This window comes from Nocardiopsis mangrovi (genome assembly GCF_042653925.1).
Classification (GTDB): Bacteria; Actinomycetota; Actinomycetes; order Streptosporangiales; family Streptosporangiaceae; genus Nocardiopsis_B; species Nocardiopsis_B mangrovi.
The window spans coordinates 299,135-319,960 of record NZ_JBHSFQ010000003.1 but is presented as its reverse complement, the minus strand read 5'-3'; the positions used below and the strand labels follow the sequence as shown (position 1 = coordinate 319,960).

Genomic DNA, 20,826 nt, shown 5'->3' with positions numbered 1-20,826 from the left:
GCCAGAGTAGGGCCATCCATATGCGAGTCCTAGTCAATCGAATCTCACACTTTTCTTCCCCGCTGGGGGGCGAATGTGGCGTGTCGGGAGCCGATACCAGGGAAGGATAACCTTTCCCGCACCCTTCTCTAGAGAACCACGCGGGCGCTAGCCTGCGATCATGACGCAGATCCACGATCTGACCGCGATCGGCCTGGTCCGGGCGGTGCGCAGCCGGGAACTCTCGCCGGTCGAGATCACCGACCACTATCTCGAGCGCATCGGCCGGCTGGGGGACCGGCTCGGCGCCTTTATTACGGTCACTGCGGAATTGGCTCGAGAACAGGCCCGAATGGCGGAAAAGCAGGTCCTGTCCGACACGCCGGACGACCTCCCGCCCCTGCTGGGACTCCCCGTTCCCATCAAGGACCTCGACCCCGTCGCCGGCGTCCGCTTCACCTCGGGGTCGGCCCTGCACACCGCGCGCGTCGCCGACGCCGACTCCGACGTCGTCGCCGCCCTGCGCGCCGCGGGGGCGGTCATGCCCGGCAAGACCAACACCCCCGAGTTCGGCTCCCCCTGCTATACCGAGAACGACATCGCCGCCCCTGCCCGCACGCCCTGGGACACCTCCCTGTCGGCCGGCGGTTCCAGCGGCGGGGCCGCGGCGGCGGTCGCCGCAGGGCTCGCCCCCCTGGCACACGGCAGCGACGGCGGCGGGTCGATCCGCATCCCCGCCTCGGCCTGCGGCCTGTTCGGGCTCAAGCCCACGCGGGGCAGGGTCACCTCCGGCCCGTTCAAACCCGACTTCATCGGGCTGGCCACCTCCGGCGCGCTCGCCCGCACGGTGGCCGACGCCGCCCTCATGCTCGACGTGATCGCCGTCAGCGGCCCCGGCGACTACTACACCGCGCCGCCGCTGCCCGCCGGGGAGACGTTCCTCGACCACGCCCGGCGCGACCCCGGCCGGCTGCGCATCGCGCGCTTCTCCACGCCGCCCCTGCCCGACGTCCCGGTCCACCCCGACGCCGAGGCCGCCTACCGCGCGACGGCCGACCTGCTGACCGCCCTGGGCCACGACGTCGAGGAGATCGCCCCGCCCTTCGACCCGTCCTTCATGCCGCACTTCGAACTGGTGTGGGCGGCCATGGCCGCGGCCAACCCGGTACCCCCCGGGGACGAGCACCGCCTGCGCCCGATCAACCGGTGGCTGCGCGAGCGCGCCCGGGCCTCCTCCATCCCCGCCTACATGGCGGCCACGGCCGCCCTCCAGGCCGCCATGCGCGCCGCGCTGCGGGGGATGCTGCCCTACGACGCCGTGCTCACCCCGACCCTCGCGCTGCCCCCGGTGCCCGTGGGCCACTTCGACCGCGACCCCGCTGAGGAGTTCCGCCGGATGGTCCTGTTCACCCCGTTCACGTCGATGTTCAACGTGACCGGACAGCCGTCGGTGAGCCTGCCGCTGCACTGGAGCGCCGACGGGCTGCCCATCGGCGTCATGCTCACGGGGCGCCAGGGGGGAGAGCCGACCCTGCTGGCCCTGTCGGCCCAGTTGGAGGCGGCCCGCCCGTGGCGGGCCCGGACCCCGCCGGCCTGGTAGCCGCGACCCCCACGCTCAGGCACGCGGCGGCCAGCGCGAACGCCGTCGCCCCCGCCACTCCGGCGGCCGCGCCGCCGGCGTCGATCAGCCACCCCGTCACCGGCGCGGCCACCGAGATTCCGGCGGTGTTGGCCGTGGTCAGCCAGCCGAACGCCTCGCCGCGTCGGTGCGGCGGGGCGAGGTCGCCCAGGCGCTCGGTCACCGCCGCGAGCGTCGGCGCGATCGCCAGGCCCGCGACGAACAGCACCGGGGCCACCAGCCACGGCGAGGGCACGTGGGCGATCGGTGGCAGGAGCACGATCAGCGGGAGCACCCCCACGGCCGCGGCGAACGCGCGGCGCGGCAGCCGCGGCGGCCCGCTCAACCCGCCCGCCACCAGGCCGCCCACCAGCGACCCGGCCGCATAGACCGCCATGAGCACCCCGGCGTAGCCGGGCGAGCCCAGCTCGCGCGACCACGCCACCATCACCAGGTCCACCCCGCCCAGCCCGGCCACCAGCAGCGTGCACATGGCCAGCACGAGCAGGATCCCGCGGTCGGCGAGCAGCGACCCGCGCGCCCCGCCCGGCACCGGGGCCGCGTCCGCGGCCGCGGACGGCGGCAGGGTGTGCCCCGCCCCGCGCAGCGCCCAGGCGAACCCCAGGGCGCCCGCGCAGGACACGGCGGTGAGGACGGCCACCCCGGCCCGGCCCCCGGCGACCCCGACGACGGCGGCCGCCAGCAGCGGCCCGATGATGAACAGCAGCTCCTGGAGGGTCGCCTCGGCGGCGTACATCGACTGGCGCAGGCGCCCGGTCAGCACCCGCGGCCACAGCGACCGCGCGATCTGCGAGGCCGGCGGCAGGAAGACCCCGGTGACCAGGGACAGCGGCACCGCCGCCCACCACAGCGAGGCGGGGAGCAGCGCCAGGACGGCCAGCCCGGCGCCGTAGACCACGGCCGACACCGCCAGCAGCCGATCGGCCGGCCGGTGGTCGGCCATGCGCCCGCGGATCGGCCCGCCCAGAGCCGTGCCCACGGTCAGCGCACCCGAGACCAGCCCCGCGATCGCGTACGACCCGGTCCACCCGGCCACCAGGAACGTGACGGCGATCGGCATCCCGCCGATGTGCAGCCGCGCCACGAGCGACCAGAAGAGCAGGGAACCCAGATGGGGGACCGCGAACAGCCGCCGGTAGGACTGGAGCACCCGCTCGATTATGCCGGAATGCCGGAAGTACGCCGACACCGCTGGCACGGCGATCCTCCGACACAGGGGGCGCGTAGGGCATCATCGGATTCTGTGAGCGATGCGCATCTTGCACGGCTGGCCGAGGAGTACGGGGTCGCGACCACGCATGAGGACTGGCGCGGGCGCCGCGTCCGCGTGCCCGTCGATACACTCCGCCACGTCCTGGCGGCACTCGGCGTCGACCCCGCCAGCCCCAAGGCGGCTCTGGAGGAGCACTGGGCACGCCAGGCCACCCGGCTGCTGCCCCCGGCCGTCGTCACCCGCGCCGGCCGCCCGCCGAAGCTCCCGCTGCCCGATGACACCCGCGCCTGGGTCGAGATGGCCGGAGCACAGTGGACCGAGCCCAATGCCGACCTCCCCATCGGCGTGCACGTCCTGCACGTCGAGAACGGCACGGTGCGCCAGCGCGCCCCCCTGCTCGTGGTCCCCGACCGGCTGGAGCCGGCCGCGCTCATCGAGGACCGCGAATGGGGCCTGGTGACCCAGTTGTACTCCGTTCGCTCACGCGCGTCGTGGGGGCTGGGCGACCTGCGCGACCTCGCCGAACTCGCCGACTGGAGCGCCCGCGACCTCGGGGCGGCCTTCACCGCGGTCAACCCGATCCACGCCACCGGGCCCCTCCCGCCGCTGGAACCCTCCCCCTACCTGCCCGCCAGCCGCCGCTACTCCAGCCCGCTCTACATCCGCATCGAGGACGTCCCCGAATACGCACGGCTGGAGCCGGTCCAGCGCGAGGGCATCCAGCGCCTGGCGCGCCCCTTGCGCGAGCGCGGCCGCACAGCCGACCTCCTCGACCGCGACGCCGTATGGGAGGCCAAGCGCGAAGCGCTCGCCGTGCTCTTCCAGGCACCGCGCTCGCCCGCGCGCGAGGCCGCCTTCCAGTCCTACCTGGAGCGCGAAGGCGCCCCCCTGGTGGAGTTCGCCACCTGGAGCCACCTCGCCGAGGACCACGGTCCCGACTACCGCACCTGGCCCGCCGAACTGCGCGACGTCGCCGCCCACACGGTCGGCGCCGAGGCGCTGCGCCGCTGGCCCGGCGTCGACTTCCACCGCTGGATGCAATGGGTGCTCGACGACCAGCTCGCCGCCGCCCAGGCCGGCGCGCGCACCGCCGGGATGCCCATCGGTATCGTCCACGACGTCGCGCTGGGCGTCGCGCCCGGCGGCGCCGACGCCTGGATGTACCGCGACTTCCTCGCTCCCGGGATCAGTGTCGGCGCGCCCCCCGACGAGACCCGCCCCCAGGGCCGCGACTGGCGGCAGCCGCCATGGCACCCGATCCGCCTGGCCGAACAGGGCTACGCCCCCCTGCGCCAGATCCTGCGCCAGGCGATGCGGCACGCCGGCGGGGTGCGGGTCGACCATGTGGCCGGCCTGTTCCGGCTGTGGTGGGTGCCCGAGGGCGCCCCGCCCGACCAGGGCACCTACGTGCGCTACGACCACGAGGGCACGGTGGGCGCCCTCGCGCTGGCCGCCCGCGAGTTCGGATCCCTCGTGATCGGCGACGACCTCGGCGAGGTCGAGCCCTGGGTGCGCGACCACCTCGCCGAGCGCGGCATCCTGGGCACCTCGGCCCTGTGGTTCGAGCGCGACCCGGGCGGCGTGCCGCGCCGACCCGACGTATGGCGCGGCGCCTGCCTGGCCACCGTGGCCACCCACGACCTGCCGCCGGTGGCCTCCTATCTGTCGGCCGAGCACGTGGAGCTGCGCGACCGGCTCGGGCTCCTGGGACGCCCCGTGGCCGAAGAGCGCGCCGCCGCCGAGGTCCAGGTGGCCGCGTGGTGCGCCGTCCTGGTCGAGCTCGGGCTGCTCGACCCCGGCGCCGACCCGGTGTCGGACCCGGCCCGGGTCGTCGAGGCGCTGCACGCCTACCTCGCCCGCACGCCCGCGCGGCTGATCGGCATCGCCCTGACCGACGTGGTGGGCGACCGCCGCATGCAGAACCAGCCGGGGACCACCGACGAGTACCCCAACTGGCGCATCCCGCTCACCAGCGCCGAAGGCGAACCCGTCCTGCTCGACGAGCTGATGGCCGATCCCCGGCTCAACGACGCCGCCCGGAGGGTGCTGCGCCCGGTCATGGCGCCCGATCGCCCCTCGGCCCAGCACGCCGGCGGCTGACCCAGAGCGCACCGGGGACACCGGGCACAACGGGCCGGGCCCGGGGGGCGCCCCCCGGACCCGGCCCGCTTCCGTGGTCGTGTCAGCCCTGTCCGGAGGCGGCGTCGGTCCGGCGCGCGGCGAGCGCCCGCTCCACCCCGGCACGGCCCTCGATGAGCAGCCGGTGCAGCGCCGGCGCGGGCCGCGCGTCGCGGAGGTAGGCGTCGGTGCGCTCCAGCGTGGCGTCCTCGACCAGCACGCCCGGGTAGGCGGCCTGCGCGAAGGTCTGGGCGAACTCGCCGGTCCAGTCGCGCCACGCCTCGCCCAGCAGGTCGAAGTACGCCTGGGAGTAGGGCCGGTACAGCTCGGCGTGGGCGGGCTCGACCAGGCCGCCGAGGGTCGCGCGGAACTCGGCGTTGGCCATGTCGCCGCTGGAGCGGATGCGGTCCCACGCCTGCGCCTTGGCCTGCGGGGTGGGTATCGCGGCCCGGCAGCCGGCGGCCTGGCGCTCGCCCGTGGCGGTGGGGTCGGACTCCAGCTCCGCGTTGATCTCCTTCTCGTCGGCCCGCCCGTGCACCACCAGGCGCCGGAGCAGCGTCCAGCGCAGGTCGGTGTCGATGGCCAGGCCCTCGACGGTGATCGCGCCGTCGAGCAGCCCCTGGAGCAGCGACAGGTGCTCGGCGCTCACCGCGGAGTCGGCGAAGGCGTGCACGTAGGCCAGCTGGAGGTCGCCGCCGGGTTCGGCCGCCCCGAGCAGGTCGCGCAGCCGGCCCGCCAGCAGCGCGAACCCGGTCTCCTGCCAGTCGGGGTCGGTGTAGGCGTGCAGCGCGACGACGGCCTGGCGCAGCAGCATCTGCGCGACCGACACGTCGCTGACCCCGCCGATGCCGGAGATGACCAGCCGGACGTAGTCGCGGGCGGCCATCTCGGCGTCGCGGGTCATGTCCCAGGCCGCGGCGAAGCACAGGGCCCGCGGCAGCGACTCGCGGATCTCGCCGGCGCCCTCGACGACGGTGCGCAGCGACCGCTCGTCCAGCCGGATCTTGGTGAAGGTGAGGTCGTCGTCGTTGATCAGCACGAGGTCGGGCCGCGCGTGGCCGGCCAGCTCCGGCACCTCCGTGCGCGCCCCCGAGACGTCGAGCTCGATGCGCTCGCGGCGCACGATGCCGTCGCCGGTGCGGTCGTAGAGCCCGATCGCCAGCCGGTGGGAGCGCAGCGTGGGGTGCTCCGGCGCGGCCTCCTGGAGCACCGCGAAGGAGGTGAAGCGGCCGTCGGGGCCGACCTCGAAGTCGGCGCGCATCGTGTTGACGCCCGCGGTCTCCAGCCATTCCCGCGACCAGGCGGACAGGTCGCGCCCGGAGGCGGCCTCCAGCTCGCGGAGCAGGTCGGCGAGCACGGTGTTGCCCCAGGCGTGGCGCTGGAAGTAGGCGCGCACGCCGGCGAAGAACGCGTCGGTGCCCACGTAGGCGACCAGCTGCTTGAGGACCGAGGCGCCCTTGGCGTAGGTGATCCCGTCGAAGTTGACCTCGACCGCCTGCATGTCGGGGATGTCGGCGGCGATGGGGTGGGTGGAGGGCAGCTGGTCCTGGCGCAGCGCCCACGCCTTCTCGACGTTGGCGAAGGTGGTCCAGGCGTCGGTCCACTTGGTGGCGTTGGCCTGGCAGTACACGCTGGCGAACGTCGCGAACGACTCGTTCAGCCAGAGGTCGTCCCACCAGCGCATCGTGACGAGGTCGCCGAACCACATGTGGGCCATCTCGTGCAGGATGGTCTCGGCGCGCCGCTCGTAACGGGCGTCGGTGACCCGCGACCGGAAGACGTAGTCCTCCAGGAAGGTCACGGCGCCGGCGTTCTCCATCGCCCCGGCGTTGAACTCGGGCACGAAGAGCTGGTCGTACTTGGTGAACGGGTACCGCAGGCCGAAGAGGTCGTGGTAGAAGTCGAAGCCCTGCTTGGTGACCTCGATGACGGCGTCGGCGTCGAGGTGCTCGGCCAGCGAGGCGCGGCAGTACACGCCCAGCGGGATGCCGTCGTGCTCGTCGCGCACCACGTGGTAGGGGCCGGCGATGAGCGCGGTGATGTAGGTCGAGACCGGCTCGGTCGCCGGGAAGTGCCAGCGCGCCTTGGCGCCCGCGGGGTCCTCCACGGCCTCGCCCGCGACATCGGGGGCGCTGTTGGAGACCACCTGGTAGGAGGCCGGCGCGAACACGGTCAGCTCGAAGCGCGCCTTCAGGTCGGGCTGGTCGAAGCAGGCGTACATCCGCTGCGCGTCGGAGGTCTCGAACTGCGTGTAGAGGTAGGTCGAGCCGTCGACGGGGTCGACGAAGCGGTGCAGGCCCTCGCCGGTGCGCATGTAGGCGGCGTCGGCCAGCACCCGCAGCTCGTTGGCGGCCTCCAGGCCGGGCAGCGTGATCCGGCCGCCGTCGAACACCTCGGCGGGGTCGAGTTCGCGCCCGTTGAGCTGCACCGCGTGCACACGGGGGGCGGCCAGGTCGATGAAGGTGGCGGCGCCGGGTTCGGCGCTGTCGAAGCGGACGACCGTGCGGGACACGAAGGTCTCGTCGCCGTGCGTGAGGTCGAGTTCCACGTCGTAGGAGGTGACGCTGAGTATGCGAGCGCGCTCGCGTGCCTCGTCACGTGTCAGGTTGCCCGCCACGTCCGCTCCCTTCACGGCCGCCGCCGTTGGCGGCCTCGAATGCTTGCCGCGTCCGATCCTGCCACGCATCCTCGCGGAATGCGGAACCGGGCGCGAAGGTTGAACCTGCCGTATGACCAGGGGGCCATCGCAGTGGGGCTCCCGCTGATCGTGAGGAGATGACCAGGTGAGCGAGCAGACGGGGCGGGTGGACACCGCCGATCTCTGGTTCGACCCGTTGTGCCCGTGGGCGTGGCTGACGTCGCGGTGGCTCCTTGAGGTGGAGAAGGTCCGCCCGATCCGGACCCGCTTCAACGTGATGAGCCTGTCGATCCTCAACCGGGACAAGGAGGACATCCCGCAGAGCTACCGCGACAGGCTCCGGTCGGCCCTGGGCCCGGTGCGCGTGCTGACCGCCGCCGAGCAGCGCTTCGGCAACGAGGTGCTCGGCGCGCTCTACACCGCCATCGGTGAGCGCTACCACGTCCGTGACGAGCCGCGCGAGCTCGCCACGGTGAAAGCGGCGCTGGCCGAGGTCGGGCTGCCCGAGGAGCTGATCGAGTTCGCCGGGAGCGATGAGTACGACGAGCCCCTGAACCGGTCGCACCGCGCCGGCATGGACCTGGTCGGCGAGGAGGTCGGCACCCCGATCATCTCCGTCGACGGCACCGCCTTCTTCGGCCCTGTCGTCACCCCCGCCCCCAAGGGCGAGGCCGCCGGGCGCCTGTGGGACGGTGTGCTCCTCGTCGCGGGCACCGACGGCTTCTTCGAGCTGAAGCGCACCCGCACTCGCGACCCCATCTTCGACTGAGCCCCCCGGACGACCCGATCCCGTCCCCGACCCGAGCAGTGAGGGAGCGGCCATGAGCGCGCCCGACGACGACCGGCGCGTCGAGTTCTTCGACGACGGACCCGACATCCTCCCCGACACCACGGCGGACGAACACGGCGCCGGCTGGGGCGAGTCCCCGGCCGACGACGACAACACCGCCCGGCTCCTGGAGGACCGGCCCCCGCACTGGGGGTGACCCCGGACACCCGCCCCGTGCCGGGCACCGCGGGGGCGCGGCCGAGGCGGGTCCGGCGAGGCCACGCTCGGAGCGGGGGCCGGTGCCGGGCGGTTGCGCGGGCAGCCTAGAATCGGCCGTGGAACATCCGTAGACCCACGTCGAGGTGGAAGTTGAGCAAGCCGACGCAGTCCAAGGCCGGCCCGCTGAGCAAGGACATCGGGATGATCGTGGTGGCGAACATCATCGCCGTCGCCTCGATCGTCCTGTTCGCCGCGATGGGGCTGAGCATCGTGATCGCCGCCAACGGGAGCCTGTAGCCCCAGCCGACCACTGCGCCCGCCCTCGGTGCCCGGCACCGGGGGCGGGCGTCGTCATGAAAGACTTGCCACGTGCGCGTTTACATTGGATCCGACCACGCCGGCTTCGAGCTGAAGGAGCACCTCGTCTCCTGGCTCAAGGAGAACGGCCACGAGGTCGTCGACTCCGGGCCGGCCGTCTACGACGCCGCCGACGACTACCCGCCGTTCGTGCTGCGCGCGGCCGAGGGCGTCGCGGCCGACCCCGGTGCCCTGGGGGTCGTCATCGGCGGCTCCGGGAACGGCGAGCAGATCGCCGCGAACAAGGTGGCGGGCGTGCGCGCCGCGCTGGCGTGGAGCGAGGACACCGCCCGGCTCGCCCGCGAGCACAACGACGCCAACGTGATCAGCGTCGGCGGGCGCATGCACCCGCTCGACGAGGCCACGCGGTTCGTCGAGGTCTTCCTGGCCACGCCGTACAGCGGCGAGTTGCGGCACACGCGCCGCATCGACATGCTCGGCGACTACGAGCGCACGCGCGAACTCCCGCCGCTGCCCTGACGCTGTGTCGATGTCGGCTTGCCCCGCTCTGAAGGACTGGGGTTCATAGCCTTAGCATTCGTGATCACCCGCCGGGGCGGGACGGCGGGTGGTTTTCCATCGGGCGTGTTATGAGCAGACCGAAGTGCGGATTTAGGTCCGACCGAGTTGGGGAATTTTGGCCATTTCGAGGGTTAGGGCTTCGCGAGCCTGACGGAAGCCGCGTTCATTGCCCATACTGGATCTTGACTTCTTCCCCCTCGTAACGAGCGGGATTCCTGCGGCTCGCGCCGCAGGGTTTCCTGCTTCATCGCCGATAGCCCGCCCGGAGTGTTCCGTTGAGGTCTTACACCGGCTCCACAGGCCGAGGCCGCCAGCCCGGCGGCCAGGAGGTTCTTCGCCGCGTTCACATCGCGGTCGTGGGTGGCACCACAGTCGCAGTCCCAGGTTCGGACGCACAGTGGCATCTTCTCTCGCACGGATCCGCAGGCGGAGCACAGCTTGGAGGAGGGGAACCACCGGTCGGCCACCACCAGGCGGCGGCCGTACCAGCCCGCTTTGTAATCCAGAAGATCGCGGAACTCCCGCCAGGCCGCGTCGGAGATGGCGCGGGCCAGTCCAGCGTTTTTCAGCATGTTGCCGACGGCCAGGTCCTCGATCACGATCGTTTGGTTGTCACGAACGAGTCGAGTGGTGATCTTGTGCAAGTGGTCGCGCCTGCGGTCGGCGATACGCGCGTGGATACGGGCGACCCTGAACCGCGCCTTCATCCGGTTCGCCGACCCCTCGCGCTTGCGGGACAGCTTGCGCTGCGCACAGGCCAGCCGGGCTCGGTCTCTGCGCTCGTGGCGGGGGTTGGCGATCTTCTCGCCAGTCGACAGGGTGAGCAACTGGTCCAGTCCCATGTCCACACCCACAGCCGTGCCCGTAGCGGGCAGCGGATCCACAGGCGGGTGTTCGCACAAAAGGGACACGAACCAGCGCCCCGCCGCATCCCGGCTCACGGTGACCGTGGATGGCTTCGCCCCTTCGGGGAGCGGCCGGGACCACACGATGTCCAAGGGGTCGGACATCTTCGCCAGTGTCAGCGACCCGTCGCGGAAGCGGAACGCCGAGGCAGTGTACTCCGCACCGGCCCGGGAGTTCCTCTTGGACTTGAACCGCGGGTATCGGGCGCGTTTGGCGAAGAAGTTGGTGAATGCCCGTTGCAGGTGCCGCAGGCACTGCTGGAGCGGCACCGAGGACACCTCACCGAGGTAGGCGAGTTCGTCGGTCCTCTTCCACGCGGTCAGCATCGCCGAGGTCGCGTTGTAGCCCACGCGCTCCCGCCGCTGCGTCCACGCTTCCGAACGGGCGGCGAGTGCCAAGTTGTAGACCTTGCGCACGCACCCGAAGGTCCGGGCAAGCTCAGCCGCCTGCTCCGGGGTCGGGTAGAAGCGGTACCTGAAGGCTCGCTTCACGTGGGGGGCCATAAAGCACAATCTAGCGTCCCCGAAAGACAAATCAGGGGGAACGGTCGGAGAATTTCCCTGACAGCGATTCGGCGTTCCCCGTCCCGCCTCGAAGGGGTGCGATTCCTCCCCCTGATGAAGCGTGAAGAGGAATCGGGGAACCTCGAATGAGCAACCCCGCGGAATTTTCGGCATGCACACTGGAGGAAAATCGGTTGGCCTCATCCACGGAGCCGAGTGTGCTCCCGCACACAGCGGCTACAGTGCGGGCACGATGAACGCCTCACCCTCCGCAAAGCTCACCCGCCAGGCCCGCTCGCTGTGGCAGCGCGCGGTCGCCCTGCTGCGGCGCAAGGTCCTCTTCCGCTACCGGCTTGTTCTGATCACCCTTGTCCTCCTTGCGGTGGGTATCGGCGTCGGCGCCGTCTGGGGCCCGACCGGGTGGTTCCCGCCGAGCGCGGTCATCCTCAACGTGCTCGCCGGCGGGCTGCTGCTCAAACGTAAGAGCCTCGCCTTCCTGCTGGCCGTGGTGGCGGCGGTGCTGCTGTTCAGCGCCTTCGCGCTCGATTTCGGCCACGTCGGGCCGGGGCTGCTCGTCACCATCGGGGTCACCGCCGTCCTGGCCTACCTGCTCTCCGGCGTGCGCGAGCGCCTGGGCGTCCAGGGGCTGAGCGGCGAGAAGATGCTGCTCGAACTGCGCGACCGGCTGAGCTCCCAGGGCCGCCTGCCCGACCTGCCCGAAGGCTGGGGCGCGACCGCCTTCCTGAGGCAGGCCGGCGGCTCGTCCTTCGGCGGCGACTTCGTGGTGTCCATCCGCCACGGCGACCGCCTGGAACTCGCCGTGGTCGACGTCTCCGGCAAGGGGGTCGACGCCGGGACCCGCGCCCTGCTGCTGTCGGGCGCCTTCGGCGGGCTCATCGGCGCCGTCCCGCGGGCCGAGTTCCTGGCCCACTGCAACGACTACCTCGTGCGCACCTCGGTCGGCGAGGGGTTCGTCACCGCGGTGCACCTGAGCCTGGACCTGGAGAGCGGCGACTACGTCATCGCCTCCGCCGGGCATCCGCCCGCCGTGCAGTACGACCGGGCGGCCGGCTCCTGGTCGACCACCGACGCCAAGGGCGTCGTCCTCGGCGTCATCCCCGAGATGAGCTATGTCCCGGTCAAGGGGCGGCTGCGCCCCGGCGACGCCATCATGCTCTACACCGACGGCCTCATCGAGACCCCGGGGGAGGACCTCGACTCCGGGATCGACCGGCTGCTGGACGTCGCCGGGCGGCTCGTGGGCGAGGGGTTCGGCGCCGGCGCCGAGGAAGTGGTCGACACCCTCAGCAAGGGCAAGAACGACGACACGGCACTCGTGGTGATCTGGCGCTCCTGACCCCCGGTAGGGTCCTGGGGGTGCCAGGCGAGCCAGGGGGTGGCGGCGCATGTCGGAGGACGAGCCCGGCGACGAGCTGACGCGGCTCGTCGAGCGCAACGACCTGACCGGGGTCCGGCTCTGGCTCGCGGAGCATCCGCCCTATGAGATCGCCGACGAACTGTCCCGGATGGACAGCGCCCTGGCCATCATCCCGTTCCGCCTCCTCGACAAGGACCGCGAGCTGGAGGTCTTCGAGGAGCTCGACCCCGTCCACCAGCACGAGATCCTGCTGGGGCTGCGCGGCGCGGCGTTCTCCGAGCTGCTGGAGGAGATGGACCCCGATGACCGGGCCCGGCTCATCGGAGAGGCGCCCGCGAAGATCGCCGCGCGGGCCCTGGCGGGCCTGAGCCCCGCCGAGCGCCGGATGACCGCCGCGCTGCTCGGCTACCCCGAGGGGTCGGTCGGCCGGGTCATGACACCCGAGACCGTCGTGCTCCACCGCGACCTCACGGTCGGCCGCGCCCTGGAGGTCGTGCGCGCCGAGGGGGCCGCCGCCGAGACCGTCTACACCCTGCCCGTGGTCGACGACGGCCGCCGCCTGGCCGGCACGGTGCGCCTCAGCGACCTGGTGGTCAGCGACGACACCACGGAGATCAAGGACATCGTCGACATCCTCGTGCCCCGGGTACGGGCGACGGAGCCCGCCGAGGACGCCGCCCGGCTCATCCAGGAGGCCAATCTCGTCGCGCTGCCGGTGGTCGACTCCGAGGAGCGGTTCCTCGGGCTGCTCACCTTCGACGACGCCCTGGAGCTCATCGAGGCGGCCGACTCCGAGGACATCGCCCGCCAGTCCGGCGCGAGCCCGGTCGCCGGCCACTACGTCGCGGCCACGGTGGTGCGCCTGGCCCGCGCGCGCTCGGTCTGGCTGCTCCTGCTGATCGTCGCCGCGACCCTGACCGTCAACGTGATGCAGGCCTTCGAGGTCACCCTGGAGCAGGTCACGGCGCTCGCGCTGTTCGTGCCCATGCTCACCGGGACCGGGGGCAATGTGGGCTCGCAGTCGGCGACCGCGATCGTGCGCGCGCTCGCCGTGGGCGAGGTCCGCGTGCGCGACCTGCCGCGGGTGGCGTGGAAGGAAGCGCGCGTGGGGCTGCTGCTCGGGCTGATGCTCGCCTGCATCGCCCTGGTCATCGGCACGGCGCTGGTGGGGCGCGACATCGCGGTCGTGGTCGCGGCGTCGGTGGTCGCCATCTGCACGTGGGCCGCCGTGATCGGCAGTTCCATGCCGCTGCTCGCGCGCCGTGCCGGGGTCGACCCGGCCGTCGTGTCGGCCCCGCTGGTGTCCACGCTGGTCGACGCCACGGGCCTGCTCATCTACTTCACCATCGCCCGGACGGTGCTCGGCATCTGATATCCCCGCAGGTTAAGTGACCTCTGATCGGGTATCGCCGTCGGTGACGGCCGACATACGTCGGATGACCGCGGACCAGGGGGGTCGGATGTCCGGACTCGGAGACGCCTTCGACAAGCTCAAGAAGGCGGCGAGCGAGAACAGCGAGAAGGTCGCGGAGGGCGTCGACAAGGCGAAGCAGGTCGCAAAGGAGAAGACCGGCGGAAAGTACGACGACAAGATCGACAAGGCCGGCAGCGCCGCGACCGACTACCTCCGCAAGCAGGCCAAGCAGGACCGGGAGCGCAATCGCCGGTCCGGCGAGGACGACCGTCCATAACCGTTCACCGTGACGGCCCCGGAGCGGATTCCGGGGCCGCCGCGCGGCTGCGCCATGATGATGCGATGCAGCCCTCCGCCGTCCTCCTGGCCCGGATCCGCATGCCCGCCATGTGGGCCGGGACCGCCCTGCTCGCCTTCGGCGGATTCGCCGGCGTCCCGTGGTGGGTCAGCGTCCCGGTGTTCGCCGCCGCCCTCCTCGTCTACCTGCGGATCGGCCGGCCGCGCTGCGAGCCCCGCACCATCCGCCCCCCGGTGCGGGGCCGGTGGATGGCCCTGGCCAGCCCGGTCGACAACGTGCCCAGCCTGGGCGCGCACGCCTACGGACAGACCTACGCGCTCCTGCTCGTGGCCGAGCCCGCCGACGGCTCCCGCCCCGACATCGCGTGGCGGCCGCTGAGCCGCCCGCCGGGCGACTTCCCCGGGTTCGGCCTGCCGGTGCTCGCGCCGGTGAGCGGGGTGGTCGTGCGTGCCTGTGATCGCCGGCGCGACCACCGCAGCCGCAACTCCTGGCCGTGGGTGCTGGGCACGGTGGCCGAGACCGCGCTGCGCGAACTGCGCGGCCCGGCCGGGCTGATCGGCAACCACGTGGTCATCGACGCCGGGGACGGCTCCTACGTCCTGCTGGGGCACCTGCGGCGGGGCTCGGTCGAGGTGGCCGCGGGGCAGCGGGTCGAGGCCGGCCGGCCCATCGCGCGGTGCGGCGCGTCCGGGAGCTGCACCGAGCCGCAGGTACGCGTCCAGCTCATGGACCACCCGTGGCCCCTCGTCGCCGCCGGGCTGCCCTTTCGCTGGGCGGAGGGCGCCGCCGCCGGCCGGCTGACCGGCGGCCTGCCCGAGACGTGGCGGGCGTTCACGGCGTGACGGACGCCGCCCGCGCGCTCCACCGGCCGTCGCGGCGCTCGATGGCGATGGGGTGGCCGAAGCAGGCGGTGACGAGCTTGGTGGTGAGGACGTCGTCGGCCTCGCCCGCCGCGACCACCTGCCCGCCGCGCAGCAGCATGGCGTGCGTGGTCGTGGCCGGCAGCTCCTCCAGGTGGTGGGTCACCAGAACCGTGGCCAGGCCGGGGTGCTCGGACCGGAGGCGGTCGATGCTCGACAGCAGCTGCTCGCGGGCCGCGACGTCGAGCCCCGTGGCGGGCTCGTCGAGCAGCAGCAGGCGGGGCACCGGCATCAGCGCGCGGGCGATGAGGAACCGGCCGCGCTCGCCCTGGGAGAGGGTCGGCCACACGCCGTCGCGCAGCCCGTCGACCCCGAGCGTGGCGATCAGCCGGTCGGCCCGCCGCTCCTGCTCGGGCGTCGGCGACCACCGGGGCGGGACCTCGATGCTTCCGGTCGCGCCGGTCAGCACGGCATCGCGGCCGGTGAGCGCCGTGCGGATGTCGTGGCGGGGGTTGACGTGGCCGATGTGCGCGCGCAGCTCGCGGATGTCGGTGCGGCCGAGCCGGGCGCCGAGGACGCTGACGTCGCCCCGGGTGGGGTGCTGGACCGCGCCGATGAGGCTGAGCAGCGTGCTCTTGCCCGCGCCGTTGGGCCCGATCAGCGCCCAGTGCTCCCCGGGGCGTACGGCCATGCTCACCTGGTCGAGGAGGACCTTGCCGGAGCGGACGAGGTCCACCCGGTCGACGGCGATGATGGGGGTCTGTGCTGCCTCGGTCATCGGATCACCCTACAGTTCGCGTCGGTGTCCGGTGACCCGGGTCCTGAACTGCGCGGATACGGTGGAGTCGGACATCCGGGCGACGCAGGGAAGGAGCCGGCGCAGGTGACCCCGACCGACCGGCCGTGCGGCCTCGTGGTGTGCCGCGGGTGCTGCTGCGGGACCAGGAAGAAGCGCCCCGGCGTCGACCACCGAGGGCAGCTCGAACGGCTCCGCGGCCTGACCGACGGCGAGGGGCGCGACGTCCCCGTGCGCGTGAGCGACTGTCTGGGGATCTGCTTCAAGGCCAACGTCGTGGTGGTGCGGCCCTCGTCGGCGGGGCGCGAGGCCGGCGGCCGCCCGGTCTGGCTGGGCGACTTCACCGAGGACCGGCTCATCGACCGCCTCGACGACTGGATCGCCGACGGCGGCCCCGGCGTGGCCCCGCTGCCGGGGGAGCTGGCCGGGCACGTCACGTCCAAGGACGCCAAGAAGCCGAAGAAGAGCGACCGCAAGAAGGCGAAGAAGCAGGCCGAGCGGGACAGGAAGCGGGACGGGGAGGCGAAGCGCGCCGCGCGCGGGCAGGACGGGCCGCCCCCCTCAGGCGCGGACGCCGCGGAGCGCGCGGGCGAGGAGCGCGGCGGGCGCAAGAAGAAGGACAAGAAGAAAAAGAAGGACAAGAAAAGCAGGAAGCGGAAAGAGAAGAAAGAGAAGAAGGACAAGGGACGCTAGGCACCGGCGGCCGGAAAGGCCGTCCCGGCCGTCGGTGCGCGGCCCGATGCGCCGCTCGGCCGCCCCGTCCCGGGCCCGGCAGCGGGCACATGACAAGGACGCGGGGCGAGCCGCGTGCCCGGCGGCTCGCCCCGCGTCCGATCGTGGGGCCGGTAGGTCCCCGTTCTACTCGGCGACCCCCGCGGCGACGGGCTCGCGCTCGTCCCCGGGGTCGTCGGCGGAACGGATCTCGGTGGCCAGCGGCTTCTCCCGGATGAAGAAGGTCAGCACGAAGCCGACGGCCACGATGGGAACGGCGTAGAGGAAGATCGGCGGCAGCGCGTCGGCGAACGCGTGCACGATGAACTCCCGCACCGGCGCCGGCAGCGCCTGGAGCATCTCGGGCGTGAGCGAGCTGATGCCCGCCTCGCCGCCCTCGAACGCGAGCCCGCCGCCCGCCTGCGCGGGGGCGTCGGCGACCTGGTCGTTGAGCCGGCTGATGAAGACCGAGCCGAACACCGCGATCCCGAAGGAGGCGCCGATCTGCCGGAAGTAGTTGTTCGCCGACGTCGCCGTGCCCAGGTCGCGCGGCGCGGCGCTGTTCTGCACGATCAGCACGAGGTTCTGCATGACCATGCCCACGCCCAGCCCCAGGACGAGCATCCCGGCCGCGTTGTACAGGTAGGGCGTGTCGGCGTCGATCCGCGACAGCAGCACCAGTCCCACCATGATGACGGCCGTGCCGATGATCGGGTAGATCCGGTAGCGGCCGGTCGCGGTGATCAGCCGCCCGGTGGTGATGGTGGCGGTGAGCATGCCCGCCACGATCGGCAGCATCAGCAGGCCGGACTCGGTCGCGGTCGCGCCGTTGACCATCTGCAGGAACGTCGGCAGGTAGGAGATGGTCGAGAACATCGCGATGCCCACGGAGATCCCGACCAGAGCGGTGAGCACGAACTCCCGGTCACGGAACAGCCGCAGCGGGATGATGGGCTCGGCCGCGCGCCGCTCCGCCGGCACGAACAGCGCCGCTGCCGCCACCGCGCCGACCCCCAGGCCGATGATGACCGGGCTGTCCCAGTCGTACTGGGTGCCCCCCCAGCTGGTGAACAGCACGATGCAGACGCTGGCCGCCGCCAGCAGCAGCGTGCCGAGGTAGTCGAGCCGCGGCTTGGGGCCGGAGCGCTCGGGCAGGGTCAGCACCGCCGAGATGACGGCCAGGGCGACCGCGCCCAGCGGCAGGTTGATGTAGAAGATCCAGCGCCAGTCGAGCTGGTCGGTGAACACGCCGCCGAGCAGCGGGCCGGCCACCGACGCGACGCCGAACACGCCGCCGATCAGGCCCATGTACTTGCCGCGCTCCCGTGCCGGCACGACATCGGCGATGACCGCCTGGGCGCTGATCATCAGCCCGCCGCCGCCGATGCCCTGGATCGCGCGGAAGATGATCAGCTGGGTCATGTCCTGGGCGATGCCGCACAGGACCGACCCGATCAGGAAGGTGACGATGGCGAACTGGAACACGACCTTGCGGCCGAACAGGTCCCCGGCCTTGCCGTAGATCGGCATTCCCACGGTCGCCGCCAGCATGTAGGCCGTGACCACCCACGACAGGTGCTCCAGGCCCTCCAGCTCGCCCACGATGGTGGGCAGGGCGGTGGACACGATGGTCTGGTCGAGGGCGCCCAGCAGCATCGTCAGCATGACGCCGAGGAAGACCCAGCCCACCTGCCGCCTGCTCAGTGGGGCCGAACCGGGTAATTGCGCCTGGGCGCTGGTCGAACTCATCGGGTGGTACTCGCTTCCCCTGGTAATTCGTGGCATGCCACATCCCGGCGGCGGACCGGCCGCGTGCGGCCGGTCGTCACAGCTCGCGGGATGTGGCGGTGAACGTCGCTTTGAGGACGTCGAAGACCTGGTCGAACTCGTGGCGCAGGTCGGCGGCGTCGGCGGCGGTGTCCGCGCCGCCGCGGCACTTGACGCGGCGCATGGAGTACCGCATCGCCGTTGTGCCGATGGCCGCGACGATCTGCGGCCGGATGTCGTTCTCGGGATCGTCGCCTAGGCGGGCGGCGACGGCGCCGGCCAGGGCGGTCTCGGCGGCGGCGAAGGACGCCATGACGCGCGGCCCGAGCTGCGGCTCCTTCTGCACGATCCGCTTGAGCATGTGGACCCGGTCGAACAAGGGCTCCGGGTCGTCGTTGTCGGTGACCGGCGACAGGAGGAGGACCTTCAGGTCCTCCAGCAGGTCGCCGGTCGGGCCCCCGTCCGCGAACATTTGGCGGGCGTCGTCGGAGTAGAGCAGCGGGCCGTCGCCGATGAGCGCGTCGTCCTTGGAGGCGAAGTAGTTGAAGAAGGTGCGGGTGGAGACGTTGGCCGCGGCGGCGATGTCGTCGACCGTGACGCTGTCGAGCCCCCGCTCCAGCACCAGGTGCACGGCCGCGCTCTGCAGCGCCTGCCGCGTGGCGAGCTTCTTGCGTTCGCGCAGCCCCACCGACCCCACCTCCCTTCGCGCCCTCCCGCTAATATTGCAGATGATGAAAAAATGCGTCAAACGAATTAATGCGTGATCTGCATCTCCATCGCGGTGTTCGTCGGTATCCGTCGCTCTCCGTCGCGTTCCGTCACGCGCGGGCCTTCTCCTGCGGCGCGAACTGGGTGCGGTGCAGGGCGGTGTACAGGCCGCCGTGCGCGAGCAGCTGCTCGTGCGTGCCGCGCTCCAGGACGCGGCCGTCCTCCAGCACCAGGATCAGGTCGGCCTCGCGCACCGTCGCGAGCCGGTGCGCGATGACCAGGGACGTCCGTCCCCGCAGGGCGGTGGCCAGCGCCTGCTGCACCGCCGCCTCGGACTCGGAGTCCAGGTGCGCGGTCGCCTCGTCCAGCACGACCACCGACGGCGCTTTCAGCAGCAGCCGGGCGATCGCCAGCCGCTGCTTCTCCCCGCCCGAGAGCCGGTAGCCGCGGTCGCCGACCATGGTGTCCAGGCCGTCCGGCAGCGCGTCCAGCAGGGGGCCCAGCCGGGCGGCGCGCATGGCCTCGGCCAGTTCCTCGTCGGTGGCGTCCGGCCGCGCGTAGCGCAGGTTGGCGCCCACGGTGTCGTGGAACAGCTGGGTGTCCTGGGTCACCACGCCGACGGTGTCGCGCACCGAGGCCGCGGTCGCGTCGCGCAGGTCGACGCCGCCGATCCGCACCACCCCCTCGACCGGGTCGTAGAGGCGCGACACCAGGTGGGTCAGGGTCGTCTTGCCCGCGCCCGAGGGGCCGACGAGCGCGACCATGCTCCCGGGCTCGGCGGTGAAGGAGACCCCGCTCAGCACCTGCGCGTCATCGGCCTTCTCGGCCTGCGGCGTCAGCTCCAGCGAGGGCAGCGACGCCTCCTCGGCGGACGGGTAGCGGAACGACACCCCGTCGAAGCGCACCGACAGCGGCCCCTCCGGCAGGTCCCTGGCGCCGGGGCGCTCGTCGATCATGGGCTTGAGGTCGAGGACCTCGAAGACGCGGTCGAAGCTGACCAGCGCCGTCATGACCTCCACGTGGACGTTGGACAGCGCCGTGATCGGCGCGTACAGCCGGGTGAGCAGGGTGGTCAGCGCGACCAGCGTGCCCAGCTCGAAGGCGCCCCCGATCACCAGGTGGCCGCCCACCCCGTACACCACGGCGGTGGCCAGCGACGTGATCAGCCCGATCATGGTGAACAGCAGGCCGCCGAACACCGATTGGGAGATCCCGATGTCGCGCACCCGGGCGGCGCGCTCGGCGAACGCGCCGGACTCCTCGGCGGGCCGGCCGTACAGCTTCACCAGCATCGCGCCGCCCACGTTGAACCGCTCGGTCATGAGCGAGCTCATATCGGCGTTGGTGTTCATGCCGGCGCGCGAGATGTCGGCGAGCCGGCGGCCGATGAACTTGGCGGGCAGCAGGAACAGCGGCACCAGCAGCAGGGCGATGGCGGTGATCTGCCATGAGAGCACGGCCATCGTGGCCACCACGGCCACGGCGGAGATCAGGTTGGACACCACGGACTGCAGCACCGACGTGATCGCCCGCTGGGCCCCCACCACATCGGTGTTGAGCCGGCTGATCAGCGATCCGGTCTGGGTGCGGGTGAAGAAGGCGATCGGCATCCGCTGCACGTGCGCGAACACCTGGGTGCGCAGCAGGTAGATGACGCCCTCGCCGATGCGTGCCGACAGCCAGCGCGAGGTCAGCCCGAGCGCCGCCTCCAGCGCGGCCAGCGCCGCGACGGCCACCGCCAGCCACGTCACCAGGGAGACGTCCTGGCGTGTCACCCCGTGGTCGATGATCGTCTTGAGCAGCAGGGGATTGGCCACCACGATCGAGGAACTCACCGAGGTCGCCAGGAGGAACAGCGCGATCGCCCGCCAGTGCGGGCGGGCGTAGCCGGCGATCCGGCGCACCGTCCCCTTCGGCAGGCGGGTGCCCTTGGTCGCTCCGTCATTGACGAGCGCCCGGTATATGGGCGGTCCACCCATCATCATCGCCGAACCCCGTTTCCTTCATCGCGCGGATCGCTGCACAGCGTCG

The 20,826-nt window shown here is 72.2% G+C and carries 18 protein-coding genes; 11 read left to right on the top strand and 7 right to left on the bottom strand.

Annotation, left to right across the window (positions count from 1 at the left end; genetic code table 11):
• Positions 1-160 precede the first annotated feature (160 nt).
• Positions 161-1,579 (top strand): amidase, encoded by a 1,419-nt coding sequence (locus ACFO4E_RS05310; RefSeq protein ID WP_378571876.1) that lies wholly within the window; start codon positions 161-163, stop codon positions 1,577-1,579.
• On the opposite strand, the gene ACFO4E_RS05305 is transcribed toward ACFO4E_RS05310, so the two are convergent.
• Positions 1,482-2,768 (bottom strand): MFS transporter, encoded by a 1,287-nt coding sequence (locus tag ACFO4E_RS05305; RefSeq protein WP_378571875.1) that lies wholly within the window; start codon positions 2,766-2,768, stop codon positions 1,482-1,484. The two genes, ACFO4E_RS05310 and ACFO4E_RS05305, sit on opposite strands and share 98 nt — an antisense overlap.
• Before the next feature lie 93 nt (positions 2,769-2,861).
• Here ACFO4E_RS05305 and malQ point away from each other — a divergent pair, with 93 nt between their 5' ends.
• Entirely contained in the window at positions 2,862-4,931 is a 2,070-nt protein-coding gene (malQ, locus tag ACFO4E_RS05300; RefSeq protein ID WP_378571874.1) for a 4-alpha-glucanotransferase, read from the top strand.
• Positions 4,932-5,013: 82 nt separating this feature from the next.
• On the opposite strand, the gene pepN is transcribed toward malQ, so the two are convergent.
• Positions 5,014-7,566 carry an aminopeptidase N gene (gene pepN / locus ACFO4E_RS05295; RefSeq protein ID WP_378571873.1) on the bottom strand — a complete coding sequence of 851 codons (2,553 nt, stop codon included), beginning with the start codon at positions 7,564-7,566 and terminating at the stop codon, positions 5,014-5,016.
• Positions 7,567-7,732: 166 nt separating this feature from the next.
• On the opposite strand from pepN, the gene ACFO4E_RS05290 reads away from it, so the two are divergent.
• The 4 genes from ACFO4E_RS05290 (at position 7,733) to ACFO4E_RS05275 (ending at position 9,412) form a co-directional block, all read left to right on the top strand.
• Positions 7,733-8,356 (top strand): mycothiol-dependent nitroreductase Rv2466c family protein, encoded by a 624-nt coding sequence (locus ACFO4E_RS05290; RefSeq protein WP_378571872.1) that lies wholly within the window; start codon positions 7,733-7,735, stop codon positions 8,354-8,356.
• Positions 8,357-8,408: 52 nt separating this feature from the next.
• Positions 8,409-8,573, top strand: coding sequence for a hypothetical protein (locus ACFO4E_RS05285; RefSeq protein ID WP_378571871.1), 165 nt, complete (start codon positions 8,409-8,411; stop codon positions 8,571-8,573).
• Between the two features lie 152 nt (positions 8,574-8,725).
• Positions 8,726-8,872 carry a hypothetical protein gene (locus ACFO4E_RS05280; protein ID WP_378571870.1) on the top strand — a complete coding sequence of 49 codons (147 nt, stop codon included), beginning with the start codon at positions 8,726-8,728 and terminating at the stop codon, positions 8,870-8,872.
• Positions 8,873-8,944: 72 nt separating this feature from the next.
• Positions 8,945-9,412, top strand: a complete 468-nt coding sequence (locus ACFO4E_RS05275; RefSeq protein WP_378571869.1) for a ribose-5-phosphate isomerase — start codon at positions 8,945-8,947, stop codon at positions 9,410-9,412.
• 173 nt (positions 9,413-9,585) lie between these two features.
• Here ACFO4E_RS05275 and ACFO4E_RS05270 read toward each other — a convergent pair whose 3' ends face one another.
• Entirely contained in the window at positions 9,586-10,863 is a 1,278-nt protein-coding gene (locus ACFO4E_RS05270; protein ID WP_378571868.1) for an RNA-guided endonuclease InsQ/TnpB family protein, read from the bottom strand.
• Between the two features lie 253 nt (positions 10,864-11,116).
• Between ACFO4E_RS05270 and ACFO4E_RS05265 the strand changes: the two genes are divergently transcribed.
• The 4 genes from ACFO4E_RS05265 to ACFO4E_RS05250 all read left to right on the top strand — a co-directional run bounded on the left by ACFO4E_RS05265 (position 11,117) and on the right by ACFO4E_RS05250 (position 14,795).
• Complete coding sequence (locus tag ACFO4E_RS05265) at positions 11,117-12,220, top strand: PP2C family protein-serine/threonine phosphatase (protein ID WP_378571867.1); 1,104 nt, start codon at positions 11,117-11,119, stop codon at positions 12,218-12,220.
• 49 nt (positions 12,221-12,269) lie between these two features.
• A complete protein-coding gene (gene mgtE, locus ACFO4E_RS05260; RefSeq protein ID WP_378571866.1) occupies positions 12,270-13,613 on the top strand; it encodes a magnesium transporter in 1,344 nt (447 codons plus the stop codon).
• Between the two features lie 88 nt (positions 13,614-13,701).
• Positions 13,702-13,932 carry an antitoxin gene (locus ACFO4E_RS05255; RefSeq protein ID WP_378571865.1) on the top strand — a complete coding sequence of 77 codons (231 nt, stop codon included), beginning with the start codon at positions 13,702-13,704 and terminating at the stop codon, positions 13,930-13,932.
• Positions 13,933-13,997: 65 nt separating this feature from the next.
• Entirely contained in the window at positions 13,998-14,795 is a 798-nt protein-coding gene (locus ACFO4E_RS05250) for a M23 family metallopeptidase (RefSeq protein ID WP_378571864.1), read from the top strand.
• Here the strand turns inward: ACFO4E_RS05250 and ACFO4E_RS05245 are convergent.
• Positions 14,785-15,591 carry an ABC transporter ATP-binding protein gene (locus tag ACFO4E_RS05245; RefSeq protein ID WP_378571863.1) on the bottom strand — a complete coding sequence of 269 codons (807 nt, stop codon included), beginning with the start codon at positions 15,589-15,591 and terminating at the stop codon, positions 14,785-14,787. The two genes, ACFO4E_RS05250 and ACFO4E_RS05245, sit on opposite strands and share 11 nt — an antisense overlap.
• 105 nt (positions 15,592-15,696) lie before the next feature.
• Here ACFO4E_RS05245 and ACFO4E_RS05240 point away from each other — a divergent pair, with 105 nt between their 5' ends.
• Positions 15,697-16,302, top strand: coding sequence for a (2Fe-2S) ferredoxin domain-containing protein (locus tag ACFO4E_RS05240; protein ID WP_378571862.1), 606 nt, complete (start codon positions 15,697-15,699; stop codon positions 16,300-16,302).
• A gap of 165 nt (positions 16,303-16,467) precedes the next feature.
• Here the strand turns inward: ACFO4E_RS05240 and ACFO4E_RS05235 are convergent, their stop codons facing one another.
• From ACFO4E_RS05235 to ACFO4E_RS05225, 3 genes are all read right to left on the bottom strand, one after another.
• Positions 16,468-18,069: an MDR family MFS transporter gene (locus ACFO4E_RS05235; protein WP_378571861.1), complete on the bottom strand. Its 1,602-nt coding sequence runs from the start codon at positions 18,067-18,069 to the stop codon at positions 16,468-16,470.
• 76 nt (positions 18,070-18,145) lie between these two features.
• Entirely contained in the window at positions 18,146-18,775 is a 630-nt protein-coding gene (locus ACFO4E_RS05230) for a TetR/AcrR family transcriptional regulator (protein WP_378571860.1), read from the bottom strand.
• Between the two features lie 130 nt (positions 18,776-18,905).
• Positions 18,906-20,777 (bottom strand): ABC transporter ATP-binding protein, encoded by a 1,872-nt coding sequence (locus ACFO4E_RS05225; protein WP_378571969.1) that lies wholly within the window; start codon positions 20,775-20,777, stop codon positions 18,906-18,908.
• Between the last annotated feature and the right edge of the window lie 49 nt (positions 20,778-20,826).

Coding starts and splice junctions, on each gene's coding strand:
- ACFO4E_RS05310 (WP_378571876.1), top strand. CDS start 161: ATGACGCAGATCCACGATCTGACCGCGATCGGCCTGGTCCGGGCGGTG.
- ACFO4E_RS05285 (WP_378571871.1), top strand. CDS start 8,409: ATGAGCGCGCCCGACGACGACCGGCGCGTCGAGTTCTTCGACGACGGA.
- ACFO4E_RS05270 (WP_378571868.1), bottom strand. CDS start 10,863: ATGGCCCCCCACGTGAAGCGAGCCTTCAGGTACCGCTTCTACCCGACC.
- ACFO4E_RS05265 (WP_378571867.1), top strand. CDS start 11,117: ATGAACGCCTCACCCTCCGCAAAGCTCACCCGCCAGGCCCGCTCGCTG.
- mgtE (WP_378571866.1), top strand. CDS start 12,270: ATGTCGGAGGACGAGCCCGGCGACGAGCTGACGCGGCTCGTCGAGCGC.
- ACFO4E_RS05255 (WP_378571865.1), top strand. CDS start 13,702: ATGTCCGGACTCGGAGACGCCTTCGACAAGCTCAAGAAGGCGGCGAGC.
- ACFO4E_RS05250 (WP_378571864.1), top strand. CDS start 13,998: ATGCAGCCCTCCGCCGTCCTCCTGGCCCGGATCCGCATGCCCGCCATG.
- ACFO4E_RS05245 (WP_378571863.1), bottom strand. CDS start 15,591: ATGACCGAGGCAGCACAGACCCCCATCATCGCCGTCGACCGGGTGGAC.
- ACFO4E_RS05235 (WP_378571861.1), bottom strand. CDS start 18,069: ATGAGTTCGACCAGCGCCCAGGCGCAATTACCCGGTTCGGCCCCACTG.
- ACFO4E_RS05225 (WP_378571969.1), bottom strand. CDS start 20,777: ATGATGGGTGGACCGCCCATATACCGGGCGCTCGTCAATGACGGAGCG.